We start from the raw sequence: 14,088 nt of genomic DNA, 5'->3' as shown, positions 1-14,088 counted from the left end.
CTTGACAATTTTCATTTAATTTTATACTATAAATACAATATTGTAAATAATACGGAATAGTTAGGGGAGAAAATAATGGAAGATAAGAACAGAAATATACTACTTTCTGAAGAGCAAATTAAAGAACAAATAGCTATTGTAGGTAAAAAATTAACTGAAGATTATAAGGATAAAAACCTTTATGTTTTATCTTTATTAAGAGGAAGTTTCATATTTGCAGCGGATTTAGTTAGAGCAATAGATACTAAAGCTCAAATAGGATTTATGACTACTTCAAGTTATGGCCATGGTGAAGAAAGTACTGGTATAGTCAAAGTTGTAAATGATATTCCTGATAATATTGAAGGCTTAGATGTCTTAATCGTTGATGATATCATAGATTCAGGTATAACAATGGATTTTGTTATAAACCATGTTAAATCACTAGGAGCTAAATCAGTTAAAACTTGCACTCTTTTAGACAAACCTTCTAGAAGAAAAGTTGATTTAAAACCAGACTATTGTTGTTTTGAAATAGAGGACTTATTCGTTGTTGGTTACGGATTAAACTATGGTGATCATTATAGAAATATCCCTTACATATTTAACTGGGAAAAATAATTAAAAGGAGGAATTTCCTCCTTTTTTAATAGGCTAATTTGTATCTTCTCTACTTTCTTCATTAATACCTTGTAGCATATTTCCACCCCACATGCTATTTGGAACTTCTCCAACTATGACAGTATCTGAAATTGGAATTTGATTTACCACTTCAACCTCTTTTGATTGAAGTGGTAATATTATTTTAAGATTAGTTTTTACATTAACTAAAATTTTATGCCTTGTTTGATTTATTCCTGCACTTTCAAATAAGGACTCATAAGTAACTACCACTCTTCCTATAGGCTCCATTTTAACAGTTATACTAGGACCCCAATAAGACATTATATTATTTTTTGTTATATATCCAATTGGCATCTTTACACCTATGGATCCAACTTCCTTTATATCCCTCTGTGATTTTATGGCAACCTCTGTGGCTAACTCATTTAATTTTATAGTATCAGCATTAATCATTTTTATTGCCCCAGATGAATCTTTTTGAACCTTTATTACATCATTATAATTAAATTTTTCTGTATAAACCTCAGCAATATTAGTGTTTATAATATCTAAAGTTTTAGCTTGCATTTCTGAATCTGAAACAAGTAAAACTGTAGGTGCAATTATTTTATCAAAAACATATATGAAAATTAAAAAACAGGCAATAATCATTAATAAAGTAATTATTAAATATTTTTTAAAATCTATATTTTTACGTTTATTTTTATTTACATAATACAAAGACTACACCTCTTATAATTTGGTTTACTCTTAATATTATTATGCTATAATATAATATAATATTTCTTTAAATGTATAATAATATAATTATGTAGTTTTTTAGAAATAGAAAGTTTTATTATGATAGGAGGAAAAAATGACTGAAAGAAAAAGAGAGCATAAAGATAGAAAGCAGAAGAAAAATTCACCTAAAAATCAATCGAAAGTAACAAAATTTTTGAAATGGTTCTTTATAGGGATTCTGCTTCTAGGGATAACTGCCGTAACAGTAGTTGGAATTTACGTTCTTTCTATTATACGTTCATCTCCAGAGTTAGATGTTCAGGCAATTCAATCTCTAAATCAGCCATCCATTCTTTACGATGATCAGGGAAACTTTATGGATAATGTTATAACTCGTGAACAACGTTATGTAGTTAAATCTGAAGAGATACCTGATAACTTAAAAAAGGCTTTTGTAGCTATTGAAGACGAAAGATTTTATGAGCATAAAGGAATAGACATTAAAAGAATTTTTGGGGTAATAGCTTCTAATATTAAAGGTAAACTTTCAGGAAGTAATACGGTTCAAGGGGCTTCAACTATAACTCAGCAACTTATAAAAAATGCCGTACTTACTAATGAAGTTAGTTATGAAAGAAAAATTAAAGAAATGTACTTAGCTTTGGAATTAGAAAAGCACCTTTCAAAAGATGAAATCCTTACTACGTATTTAAATACAATTCCTATGGGTGGATACCAATATGGGGTTAGCGCAGCTGCTCAAAGATTTTTTAGTAAGAATGTTTCAGATTTGAATTTAGTTGAGTGCGCTTATTTAGGAGGACTTACTCAAGCACCAACTTCTTATGATGGTCTTTCAGAGGCAAATAAAGAAAATCCAAGTAGATATTTAAATAGAACTAAATCTGTACTATTTAAAATGCATGAACTTGGATATATTTCAAGTGAACAATATAATGACGCAATAAATGAAATTGACACAAATGGTATAAAATTCACACCAAATAATAAATTAAGTAAAACTAACTTTGAGTGGTTCACAAGACCAGCTATAACTCAAGTTAAACAAGACTTAATGAATAAATATAAATATACACAAGAGGAAGTTGACAAACTTATAGCTAATGGTGGATTAAAAATCTATACTTCTATGGATAGAAATCTTCAAAATAATGTTCAAAAAGTTTTAGATGATCCAAATAACTATAAAGCTATAACTAATAATCCTAATGAAAAAAATGAAGATGGTGTTTATAAATTACAAGCATCTGCCACAATAATAGACTATAAAACAGGCCATGTTAAGGCTTTAGTTGGAGGAAGAGGGGAACAACCTGCTATGTCTCACAATAGAGCTTATTATGATTTAAAATCTATAGGTTCTGCAACAAAACCATTAACAGTTTATGGTCCTGCTATTGATTTAGGACTTGGTGGCGCTGGCTCTGTAGTAAATGATTCTCCATTAAGTAATAAAGAATTATCTTCTACAGGATATAAAGATCAACCTAAGAATGAATACAATAGTTATAGAGGTCCTTTAACTTTTAGAGAAGCAATTAAAATCTCTAGTAACTTAGCAGCCATAAAAGTTGCTAACGAAGTAGGTGTTTCAAACTCTATAGCTTATGGAGAAAAATTAGGTCTTGTTTATGGACCTCATTCTAGAGGTATTTCCACAACAGCCTTAGGTCAATTCCAAAATGACCCTAATAATCCTGATGGAGGAAATACTTATACTCTAGCTTCAGCCTTCGGTGTTTTTGGTAATAACGGTGTTAAAACAAATGCTAAATTATATACAAAGGTATTAGATTCTCATGGAAATGTAATTCTTGATACAAGTACTCCAGAAGAAACTAAAATATTTAGTCCTCAAGCGTCTTATATAGTTTATGATATGCTTAAGGATCAAGTAGAAAGTGGCTCTGCAAAACCTGCTAAATTTGGTAATATTCCTGTGGCGGGTAAAACAGGAACTACCACTGGAGATAAAGACTATTTATTTGCAGGATTAACTCCATATTATTCTGCGGCTATTTGGATTGGATATGATAAGCCTAGAGAAATGAGAACTAGTAGTGGTACTGTTACCTCTCCTATTTTCGGAAAAATAATGGGCTTAGCTCATAAAGACTTACAGTACAAAGAGGTTGAACAACCTAGTGGAATAAGCAAGATTGCAGTATGTATGGATTCTGGTCTTAAACCTACTTCCCTTTGTACTCAAGACCCTAGAGGCAGTAGAGTTTATTATGATTGGTTTATTAATGGTTCTGCTCCTACTCAATATTGTAATTATCATACAAATTTACATGTAAATGCTCCTGATACAAATGATAATAATAATTCTGGAGCAAATGAAGGAAATAAACAACAAGAAACTAAACCTGAAGAAGTTAAACCTAACGAAAATAATAATAATAAACCAAATGAACAAAATCCAAATAATAAGCCTGATAATACACCAGCTAATGGTAATAATAACACTAATAATAACGGAGGTGGAAATGTGACTCCTCCTCAAAATCAAACAGAAAACAATACAAATAATGGAGTTATTACTCCACCTCAAGCTGGAAATAACCAAAATCAAAACGGTCAAAACAACAACATTACGCAATAGAAGGAAGTCCTTCTTGCATTTTGACCTTATTCAAAACAAAGCCACTATGAATTTTTTATTTCATAGTGGCTTTATTATTGATAATTAGCCCTCTATAGCTTTGTAATACACTACTCTTCACTAATATACACTATTTACTTTTTATTAACATTTAACTTCTATGTTTTCCATTCAAATATCTCACATATGAATAAAGCAATATTAGTTCTTGCATTTTTTTATTATTCATATTAAAATTAGATATAAAGTGTGACGCAAAAAAATAAAAAACTTATCAACAGGAGGAGGAATTTATGGAAATACTTAATAACTTAGTAGTTAGTTTTAATGATTTTCTTTGGGGCTACATATTAATTATTTTATTAATAGGTGCAGGCCTTCTATTTTCTTTTAAAACTAAATTTGTTCAATTTAGATATATAAAAGAAATGTTCCGTTTATTAGGAGACGGTATAGGAAAGTCAAATAAAGAAAAAGGCGGAGTTTCTTCATTTCAGGCATTTTGTATAAGTACAGCTTCAAGAGTTGGTACTGGTAATATAGCGGGTGTTGCCATAGCCGTAGCTGTTGGTGGACCTGGGGCTGTTTTTTGGATGTGGCTTATAGCCTTAATAGGTTCTGCGTCTAGTTTCGTAGAAAGTACATTAGCTCAAATATATAAAACTAAGGATAAAGATTCTTTTAGAGGTGGTCCTGCCTATTACATGGAAAAAGGACTTGGAAAGAGATGGTTAGGAATTATATTCTCAATTCTTATTACAATCTGTTTTGGATTCGTATTTAATGCAGTTCAAGCTAACACAGTAAGTGTTGCATTCAATAGTGCTTTCGGACTTTCAAGAGGAGCAATTGGTATAATATTAGCAATAGTAACTGCTTTAGTTATCTTCGGTGGTATTCACAGAGTTGCTAAGGTTTCAGAAATAATAGTTCCAATTTTAGCGGTTCTTTATATTCTTATTGCTATTATAGTTTTAATTTTAAATATTACTGAAATTCCATCAGTTTTCAAACTTATATTTGAATCAGCCTTTGGAATAAAACAATTAACTGCCGGTGGACTTGGTGCCGCTGTTATGCAAGGTATTAAAAGAGGTTTATTCTCAAATGAAGCTGGTATGGGTAGTGCGCCAAATGCAGCTGCTACAGCAGATGTTACTCACCCAGTAAAACAAGGTTTAATTCAAACTTTAGGAGTATTTACTGATACATTATTAATTTGTTCTTGCACAGCATTTATAATACTTCTTTCAGGTCAATACGCTGATAGTTCTCTAACAGGTATAGAATTAACTCAAAAAGCTCTTGTATCTCAAATAGGACCTTTCGGAGCTTATTTCATAGCAATTTGTATATTATTATTTGCTTTTAGTTCTATTGTAGGTAACTTCTATTACGGTCAAACAAACATAGAGTTTATACACACTAATAAGGTATTATTAAATATATACAGAATACTTGTTATAGGTATGGTATTATTTGGTTCAATAGCAAAAGTAGATTTAGTTTGGAATTTAGCGGATCTTTTCATGGGATTAATGGCTATACTAAATATAATAACTATATTATTCCTTGGTAAATATTCTTTCCTTGCACTTAAGGACTATACAGCTCAAAAGAAAGCAGGAATTAAAGAGCCAGTATTTAAAGCATCTTCTATTCCTGGATTAGAGAATGTAGAAGAATGGCAATAATAAAAAAAGCTTTGAGATTTTTTTCTCAAAGCTTTTTTATATTAATCTTTCAAATATAACTTTTTTCTCAACACTTAAATCCTTAGGATTTATTGTTATTTTAAAAATTGGAGGACAACCTTCCTCTCTCCATTTCTTCATATAAGCTGGTGTAGCTTTATAATTATAATAATAAACTTCTTCATATTCATCTGAAAATTCTAAAACTTCAAGTCTACTATCCTCACTTAAACTTATTAATTCTTTATGAACATTATTTATTATTGGCCAAAAATATTTCATTGGTATATTATATTTAAACTCATTGTTTACTACTCTACTCTCAAACAATGCTCTTTTTAATATCCTGTTATCTTTATGACACTCATCTATATTTGCTCTAAATATAACTTTTCCTCTTTTGTCTTCATCTAATTTTATGTTTATCATATAATAAACAACTCCTATTCATAACACTATAAAATATAGCATCAAATCTATAAATCAAATCTATTTAATACAGATTCTCCAAACAACTTTTTAATTATGTATTTTATTCCTTCTATTTCACAGGATTTTTTCTTAACCATTATAAGTCTTCCATTATCAATAATATCTTCATCAGAATAAGATGTTAAGGCGATTTCTTCCTTTATAAATTCAACCCACTCCTTAGAATAATACGCTTTTAAACCTCTTAAAAATTTATTTTTTATAAATGGAATTATACTATTTCCTAGAACACAAACAGTTTCACATCCATTGATATTATTTAAAAGTTTTTCAAAGTCATCATTTTCATAGAACTTATTGCTCTTACTTCCTGGAACAATTATAACATCTAAATCTACTTCTTCTACAGATTTTATATTTTCAAATTTGATATCATATATTTTATCTTTTATTATATTACGTTGTGTCCCTATTAACTCTACTGAAATTATTTCTTTATCTAATGATTTATTTATATCATGAAAAATTTCTAAGAAAGATATTACTGTGCTTACTACCATCTTATCATAAATAAATATTCCAAACTTTCTCTCTTTTAAGTCTTTGATTTGACTATTAAAATCATCCTTAGATAATCTATATGAATAACCATCTTTATTTTTATACATAATCTTGAAACCAATTTTTTCAAGTCTTTCTCTGTTCTCATCTAACGAAACCGTATCTAGCATATATAAGCCACCAAATTCATTGAAAAAACATTCTAAGATAAGATGTACCGATTCACTTCCATAACCTTTTCCCCTATGTGAATTTTCTATCCTAACATTTAACCTAGCAGTTTTAGTTATAGAGTCATATCCATGAAAGCTTGCTTCCCCCACTGGATTATCATTATAATCAAAAACCAAGCAATACAGATTTCTTCCATCTGTAGGACTCACCATCTTTTTATAAAAACTATCCCACTTATACCTTGGAAAAGATATTGTTTTGCCTACATCGGTCATACTCTCCATATCTCCCCATAGCTTTTCAGTATACCCTAGTTCTTCTAAATATGGTGTTCTTATATAAACTTTTCTTCCCTCTCTCCTATAACAGTTTCTTTTTTGTATCACATTACCACACCAATCATTTATTAATTCAAGAGTATTTTATCATAAATTACCACAAACTGTGAAATTTTTTATACATTATTTATTAATTGTTATTTTATTGTTTAGTTATACTAAATTTAATAATAGATTAGCCTAAACTCCATAACATTTTTTTCCTTCTAAAGTTGCTAAATCACTATTTTAAGGCAACATTTAAATATTAATATATTTTTTTAATTTTTTGTTGATTTTTATTTTAAAAGTATTTATAATTATTTGTGTTTGTTTAGTAATTTTAAACTTAAAGTTTAGTAAAACTTATAGTAATGAAATTGAGGTGTAAAACTTGGAAATAGGAGATAAAATTAGACGTCTCAGAGTGGCCAAACAGTTGACTCAAGAAGAATTAGCAAATAGATGTGAATTATCTAAGGGATTTATTTCTCAGCTTGAGAATGACCTTACTTCTCCATCTATAGCTACATTAATAGATATATTAGATATATTAGGAACTAATTTAACGGAATTCTTTAGTGAAGATACTAATGAAAAGATAGCCTTCTCTAAGGATGATATGTTTGAAACTGAAAATGAAGAATTAAAATATAACCTTATGTGGTTAGTTCCAAATGCTCAAAAGAATGATATGGAACCTATAATGATAACGCTTGAACCTGGAGGACAATATATTGAAGAAGAGCCTCATGAGGGTGAGGAATTTGGGTATGTCCTATCTGGAGCAATATATCTTCATCTAGGAGACAAAAAAGTAAAAGTAAGAAAAGGCGAGAGTTTCTACTTTAAGCCCAAGGCTAATCATTATATTTCTAATGCAGGAAAAATTTCTGCAAAGGTTATATGGATAAGTACTCCACCATCATTTTAGTATAAACATTTAGAAAGCAGAGGTGTTAGATTTGAAAGATAATAATATTATTGAATTAAAAGGAATAACTAAATCATATGGAAAAGATACAATTTTAGATAATCTTTCCCTAAATATAAAAAAGAATGAATTCCTAACTCTTTTAGGACCTAGTGGATGTGGTAAAACAACCACTTTAAAAATTATAGCTGGCTTTGAAACGGCAGATAGTGGCCAGGTGGTCTTTGAAAATAATATTATTAACGATATACCACCTTACGAAAGACAATTAAATACTGTATTCCAAAAATATGCTCTATTCCCTCATATGAATGTATATGAAAATATAGCTTTTGGATTAAAACTAAAAAAAATGCCTAAAGATGTTATAGATCAAAAAGTTAAGGAAATGCTTAAGTTAGTTGCCCTTGAAGGATATGAAAACAGAGATATTGAAGCCCTTAGTGGTGGTCAACAACAAAGGGTTGCCATAGCTAGAGCTTTAGTAAATGAACCAAAGGTACTTTTATTAGATGAGCCACTTGGTGCATTAGATATGAAACTTAGAAAAGGAATGCAAATAGAGCTTAAGAGAATTCAACAAAAATTAGGAATTACATTTATATTTGTAACTCATGATCAAGAAGAAGCTTTAACAATGTCAGATACAATAGTTGTTATGAATAAAGGTGAAATTCAACAAATGGGAAGCCCAGAAGATATATATAATGAACCTGCTAACTCATTTGTAGCAAAATTCATCGGTGAAAGTAATATAGTTGATGGAACTATGTTAGATGACTTTAAGGTTGAATTTGCTGGAAGAATATTTAACTGTGTTGATAAAGGTTTTGAAAAGAACGAAGCTATTGAAGTTGTAATAAGACCAGAGGATTTTGAAATGGTTAAATATGAAGAAGGTATGTTAAAAGGAACTGTTACTTCAGTTATATTTAAAGGTGTTCACTATGAAATAGAAGTAAAGGATGAAAACCACACTTGGATATTACACAATACAAAACATGCTGAAATAGGATCTAAAATAGGATTATCTCTTGATCCAGAAAGCATACACATAATGAAAAAAGAGAGTGATGTTTAAAGATGAAAAATAGAAATAAAAATTTATCATTTGCAGCTTATCCATACGTTGTATGGAGTGCTATATTCATAGTTATCCCTTTACTTTTAATAGTTTTCTTTAGTTTTACAAGTAAAGTTGATGGAAGATTTGTTTTCTCTTTTGAAAACTTCCAAAGATTATTTGAGCCAATATATTTTACTGTTTTTATACGTTCTATATGGCTTGCCGTTTTATCAACAGTTTCATGTTTAATTTTAGGTTATCCAATAGCTTATATAATTTCTAAATTACCTATAAAAAGAAGAAATATGTTAATACTTTTATTCATATTACCAATGTGGATGAACTTCTTACTTAGAACATATGCGTGGATGGCTATACTTGGTAGAGATGGACTTATTAATACTCTTTTAGGTTATATAGGAATAGGTCCAATTAAAATGCTATATACTGACGGAGCAATCTTACTTGGAATGGTATATAACTTCTTACCATTTATGGTTATACCAATATATACTGTACTTATAAAAATTGATAAAAACTTAGTTAATGCAGCTTATGACTTAGGTGCAAATAAAGCTCAAGCTTTTAGAAAAATTATTTTACCACTTAGTATTCCTGGAATAATCTCTGGAATAACTATGGTATTTATGCCAGCTGTTTCAAACTTCGTAATCCCAAGCCTTCTAGGTGGTGGAAAATACATGTTAGTTGGTAATCTTATAGAACAACAATTTACTACTATCGGTAACTGGAACTTCGGTTCTGCTTTATCAATCTTTATGATGATATTAATATTAATTTCAATGGCCTTTATGTCTAAATATGAAAAGAACGGAAAAGAAGGAGGTAAACAGCTATGGTAAAAAAGTTAGGTGATTTTATTTCTAAATTTTATTTAGCCTTAGTATTTATATTTTTATATGCACCAATAGTAACACTTATGATATTTTCATTTAACAAAACAAAATCTATGGCTGTTTGGGGTGGCTTTACTTTTGATTGGTATAGCTCCCTACTTGAAAATGATAGAATAATAGCAGCTCTTTATTATACAGTTTTAATAGCAGTAATAGCCTCTGTTGTTGCTACAGTTATAGGAACTATAAGTGCTATAGGAATTAATAATATGAAAAAAGGTCCTAGAACCTTATTATTAAACGTAAACTATTTACCAGTATTAAATCCTGATATAGTTACAGGTATTTCATTAATGACTTTATTCGCTATTGGTGGAGTTTTATTTAATTTAAAACCTGGTTTTTGGACTATGCTTTTAGCTCACATAACATTTGATATTCCTTATGTTATATTATCTGTTTTACCTAAGCTAAGACAATTACCTCCAAATCTAACTGATGCGGCCTTAGATTTAGGAGCAAAACCATCTTACGCTTTAAGAAAGGTAGTAATTCCTCAAATAATACCTGGTATAGCTGCAGGATTCTTAATAGCATTTACAATGTCAATAGATGACTTTGTTATAAGTTTCTTCACTACAGGTCCTGGTGTTTCTAACCTTTCTATAGAAATTTATTCTATGGCTAGAAGAGGTATTTCTCCAGAAATAAATGCTCTTTCAACATTAATGTTTATAGTTGTCTTAGCATTACTTCTTATTGCTAATAGAAAACAATCTTTAGTAAAGGGGGAACGTTAATATGAAATTAAAAAAATTTTTAGCATTAACTTGTTCAACACTTCTTTTATCATCTCTTTTTCTTGGTTGTGGACCAAAAAAGGATGAGGAAGCTACTCAAGATAAAAACAATAACGTTCTTTATGTTTATAACTGGGGAGATTACATAGATCCAGAACTACTTACTAAATTTAAAGAAGAAACTGGAATAGATGTTAAATACGATGTTTATGATACTAATGAAATAATGTATCAAAAACTTAATAGTGGTAATGTATCTTATGATATAGTAATTCCTTCTGATTACATGATAGAAAAAATGAAAAACGAAGATATGTTAGCAAAAATAGATTTTTCTAATATACCTAATTATAAATATATAGGAGAACAATTTAAAAAATTAGCTTATGATCCAACTGATGAATACTCAGTACCATACATGTGGGGAACAGTTGGAATAATATATAATACAAAGAGAGTTAGTGATCCTGTAGATAGTTGGAATATTCTTTGGAATCCTAAATATAAGGATCAAGTTATAATGCCAGATAGTGTTAGAGATGCTATGGCTGTTGCAGAAAAAAAATTAGGATATTCATTAAATACAGAAAACCTAGATCAAATAGAAGCTGCTAAAAAGGAGCTTATGACTCAAAAGAAAGATGGCTTAATCTTAGCTTACATGGTTGACCAAGTTAAAGATGCCATGGTTGGTGGAGAGGCTTCCCTTGCTGTTGCTTGGTCTGGAGATGCTGTAACAATGATAGAGAGAAATCCTGATTTAGCTTATGCTATTCCTAAGGAAGGATCAAATAAATGGTTTGATGCAATAGCAATTCCTAAAAATGCAAAGCATAAAGAAAATGCTGAGAAGTTTATAAACTTCCTTTGCGATCCTGAAAATGCTGAGCAAAATGTAGAATATATAGGATACTCTACTCCAAACACAGCTGCATATGACCTTTTACCTGAGGATATAAGAGATGATAAAGTTGCATACCCAGATGAAGAGTCATTAAAAAATTGTGAGGTATTTATAGATTTACCTTCTAAAATACTTAGAAAATATGATGAAGCTTGGTTAGAAATCAAGTGTGTTTATTAAAAAAGGTCTTTATCAAAATATAACAAATAAAACTTACAAACAGTATGAAGAGAATATCTAGATGAGCTTTAGAATTTAAATTATTACTGAGAAGATATTACGTTAAGAAGCTGAAACTGTTCGAAGCGAAGCAAGTTTTGAAGCTTTAGTAATATCTTCGGAGTAATAATTATAAATTCTTAGCGAAATCTAGTAATTCTCGGAATATGTTTGTAAGTTTTATAAAAAGTTATTTTGATAGAGACCTTTTTATATTATCCACAAATTTCTTCATAAAATACTTTTGGGAACCATAGCTTAATTTCTTTCTCAGCACTTTCTATTGAATCTGATGCATGAACTGAGTTTTCTGTTCCACTTAAGGCAAACCTTCTTCTTATTGTTCCAAACTCAGCCTTTTCTGGATTTGTTGCCCCATTTAGAGATCTTATTTTATTTATAGCATCTTCTCCTTCAAGAATTAAAGCTACAAGAGGACTTCTTGTTATATATTTTATTAGAGAATTAAAAAATTGCTTATCTCTATGTTCTTCATGATGTTTTTCAGCAAATTCCTTATTTATTTGCTTCATTTCCATAGCCTTTATCTTTAATCCTGCTCCCTCATAAACCTCTAATATCTTACCTATTAAATTTCTTTCAACGGCATCAGGTTTTATTAAAACAAGACTTTTTTCTAACCTCATTGAAATTCCTCCTCAATATTATTTCCCTCTAAGATATATTATACATATAATTTCCTATTTATGTAAACATTCACAAGAAAATTACTAAATATTTAATTGTTAAATTATTATTTCCACCTTAGTTAGAGAAATAAGTGCCTTTTATATAGTATTGTAATTATAATAAATATAGGAGGTGTTTACTGTGATTAGAAAAGAATTTCTAGTAAGTGGTAGAGTCCAAGGAGTAGGTTTCAGATTCTTTTGTAAGTATCAGGCAAGCTTATTATCTTTAACTGGTTATGCTGAAAATTTAGATGATGGTCAAGTACTTATAGAGGTGCAAGGTGATGAATCATCAATAAGAAAATTTAAAACTAAAATTTTAAATGGTAATGGTTTTTCAAGAGTTATTTCTATAGATGAGAAGGATTTAACTGTTGATACCCGCGAAAAAAGATTTTCTACATACTAATTATAGGTAAAGGAAATGGGGCTATTATCAAACTTAAAATTTATAAATATATAATAAATGTTATTCACTAATTATTATAATATAGTTTATAAATTTTGTTTTTAAATTTTTAAGAGCCCCTACTCCTTTTTATAGCTTTTTATAAATCACAGCTATCTTGTTCATATCCATATCTTGAGCTTCCATTGCTATTAAACTCTTCATTTTCTTTGTATGAAATAAATGTACCATCATCAGGTTCATGATCTTTATGTTTTTTATTATTATAATTCTTATTATTTTTATTATCTTTCATATTTATCACCCACCTTTAATTTTATTATTTCAAGGCAGGCTTATTTATATACTCTATTTTTAAGTTGATTATATATTATAGTTTTATAAATTTTTTACTTAAATTATAAGTTTTTATATGAACAAAATCTTTACTTCTACCTATTGACTTAAAAATTTTTACTTATATTATAAGTTCTCCCACATATCTTGTATGCTACTATAATCATCTAATACTTCATCAATTAAATCTAAAGCATCTTCATTGTTCCAAGATTCATATTTTTTTCTTTTTACTACTTTAATTATGTTTTCTTCTTTTCCTTCTTTAATTAAAATAGAATCTTCACATGACTCTTTATACTTTTCTAAATCCTTTTTAATTGTATTACAAACTTCAATAGTCTTAATTCTATTGTTGTCTTCATCTCTAAAATCTATAAGTATTTTGTCTAAGTTAATTAACCCATTTAAAAAGTCAAAGTGCCAATTAAATCCATAGTTTAACCATAGATCATAGGTATTTTCCTCTCTTTCGTCAAACCTAATCATAATTAAAAGCAAGTCTAATTTTTTATTGCTTATAATGCTGCTTTTTAAGGCAACTAAGACATTATCACCTATATCCTTTAAAGCTTCTAAATAATCTTTAACAAAAATTATAGGTACTACTTTATCATTTACTTCTACTATTAGTGGAATTAATGTTCCAACTTCACTTTCTTTTAAAATATCATCTACAGTTAAAGCTGCCATATTATCACATCCTAAATATTAATTAATTGCTTCAAATACCTTATATTA

Annotated in this window: 15 protein-coding genes; 9 read left to right on the top strand and 6 right to left on the bottom strand. The window is 29.0% G+C overall.

The features are described from left to right. Window positions 1-75 precede the first annotated feature (75 nt). Window positions 76-600 (top strand): hypoxanthine phosphoribosyltransferase, encoded by a 525-nt coding sequence (gene hpt, locus I6G60_RS05540; protein ID WP_003451102.1) that lies wholly within the window; start codon window positions 76-78, stop codon window positions 598-600. 33 nt (window positions 601-633) lie between these two features. Here the strand turns inward: hpt and yunB are convergent, their stop codons facing one another. After that, window positions 634-1,323, bottom strand: a complete 690-nt coding sequence (yunB, locus tag I6G60_RS05535) for a sporulation protein YunB (RefSeq protein WP_011591011.1) — start codon at window positions 1,321-1,323, stop codon at window positions 634-636. A gap of 136 nt (window positions 1,324-1,459) precedes the next feature. Here yunB and I6G60_RS05530 point away from each other — a divergent pair, with 136 nt between their 5' ends. Together I6G60_RS05530 and I6G60_RS05525 are read left to right on the top strand one after the other, a co-directional pair. Then, complete coding sequence (locus I6G60_RS05530; protein ID WP_011591012.1) at window positions 1,460-3,952, top strand: transglycosylase domain-containing protein; 2,493 nt, start codon at window positions 1,460-1,462, stop codon at window positions 3,950-3,952. A gap of 293 nt (window positions 3,953-4,245) precedes the next feature. Beyond that, window positions 4,246-5,646, top strand: coding sequence for an alanine/glycine:cation symporter family protein (locus I6G60_RS05525; RefSeq protein WP_003451357.1), 1,401 nt, complete (start codon window positions 4,246-4,248; stop codon window positions 5,644-5,646). 36 nt (window positions 5,647-5,682) lie between these two features. Here the strand turns inward: I6G60_RS05525 and I6G60_RS05520 are convergent, their stop codons facing one another. Together I6G60_RS05520 and I6G60_RS05515 are read right to left on the bottom strand one after the other, a co-directional pair. Then, complete coding sequence (locus tag I6G60_RS05520; RefSeq protein WP_003470926.1) at window positions 5,683-6,075, bottom strand: hypothetical protein; 393 nt, start codon at window positions 6,073-6,075, stop codon at window positions 5,683-5,685. 47 nt (window positions 6,076-6,122) lie between these two features. Then, window positions 6,123-7,199, bottom strand: coding sequence for a GNAT family N-acetyltransferase (locus I6G60_RS05515; protein ID WP_057231790.1), 1,077 nt, complete (start codon window positions 7,197-7,199; stop codon window positions 6,123-6,125). A gap of 325 nt (window positions 7,200-7,524) precedes the next feature. Between I6G60_RS05515 and I6G60_RS05510 the strand changes: the two genes are divergently transcribed. The 5 genes from I6G60_RS05510 to I6G60_RS05490 are packed head-to-tail and all read left to right on the top strand — an operon-like array spanning window position 7,525 to window position 11,871. Then, the gene (locus I6G60_RS05510; RefSeq protein ID WP_003451138.1) at window positions 7,525-8,064 is read left to right on the top strand and encodes a helix-turn-helix domain-containing protein; all 540 of its coding nucleotides are present in this window, start codon (window positions 7,525-7,527) and stop codon (window positions 8,062-8,064) included. Window positions 8,065-8,095: 31 nt separating this feature from the next. Continuing rightward, window positions 8,096-9,145: a spermidine/putrescine ABC transporter ATP-binding protein gene (potA, locus tag I6G60_RS05505; RefSeq protein ID WP_004457807.1), complete on the top strand. Its 1,050-nt coding sequence runs from the start codon at window positions 8,096-8,098 to the stop codon at window positions 9,143-9,145. Between the two features lie 2 nt (window positions 9,146-9,147). Continuing rightward, a complete protein-coding gene (locus I6G60_RS05500; RefSeq protein WP_003461855.1) occupies window positions 9,148-9,993 on the top strand; it encodes an ABC transporter permease in 846 nt (281 codons plus the stop codon). Then, window positions 9,987-10,787, top strand: coding sequence for an ABC transporter permease (locus I6G60_RS05495; RefSeq protein WP_003473666.1), 801 nt, complete (start codon window positions 9,987-9,989; stop codon window positions 10,785-10,787). Before I6G60_RS05500 ends, I6G60_RS05495 begins: the two co-directional genes overlap by 7 nt. A gap of 1 nt (window position 10,788) precedes the next feature. Beyond that, window positions 10,789-11,871: an ABC transporter substrate-binding protein gene (locus I6G60_RS05490; protein ID WP_060670918.1), complete on the top strand. Its 1,083-nt coding sequence runs from the start codon at window positions 10,789-10,791 to the stop codon at window positions 11,869-11,871. 254 nt (window positions 11,872-12,125) lie between these two features. On the opposite strand, the gene ndk is transcribed toward I6G60_RS05490, so the two are convergent. Continuing rightward, entirely contained in the window at window positions 12,126-12,557 is a 432-nt protein-coding gene (gene ndk, locus I6G60_RS05485) for a nucleoside-diphosphate kinase (protein WP_197925655.1), read from the bottom strand. Window positions 12,558-12,741: 184 nt separating this feature from the next. Between ndk and I6G60_RS05480 the strand changes: the two genes are divergently transcribed. Continuing rightward, window positions 12,742-13,011, top strand: a complete 270-nt coding sequence (locus I6G60_RS05480; RefSeq protein ID WP_003461780.1) for an acylphosphatase — start codon at window positions 12,742-12,744, stop codon at window positions 13,009-13,011. Between the two features lie 139 nt (window positions 13,012-13,150). Here the strand turns inward: I6G60_RS05480 and I6G60_RS05475 are convergent, their stop codons facing one another. Together I6G60_RS05475 and I6G60_RS05470 are read right to left on the bottom strand one after the other, a co-directional pair. Beyond that, window positions 13,151-13,306 carry a hypothetical protein gene (locus I6G60_RS05475; RefSeq protein ID WP_003455191.1) on the bottom strand — a complete coding sequence of 52 codons (156 nt, stop codon included), beginning with the start codon at window positions 13,304-13,306 and terminating at the stop codon, window positions 13,151-13,153. A 167-nt stretch (window positions 13,307-13,473) separates the two neighbouring features. Next, complete coding sequence (locus tag I6G60_RS05470) at window positions 13,474-14,040, bottom strand: hypothetical protein (protein ID WP_003454815.1); 567 nt, start codon at window positions 14,038-14,040, stop codon at window positions 13,474-13,476. Between the last annotated feature and the right edge of the window lie 48 nt (window positions 14,041-14,088).

The organism is Clostridium perfringens (assembly GCF_016027375.1).
In the GTDB taxonomy this organism is placed as follows: domain Bacteria; phylum Bacillota; class Clostridia; order Clostridiales; family Clostridiaceae; genus Sarcina; species Sarcina perfringens.
Note: the sequence above shows the minus strand (reverse complement) of the source record. Positions and strands in the feature narration are given on the sequence as shown.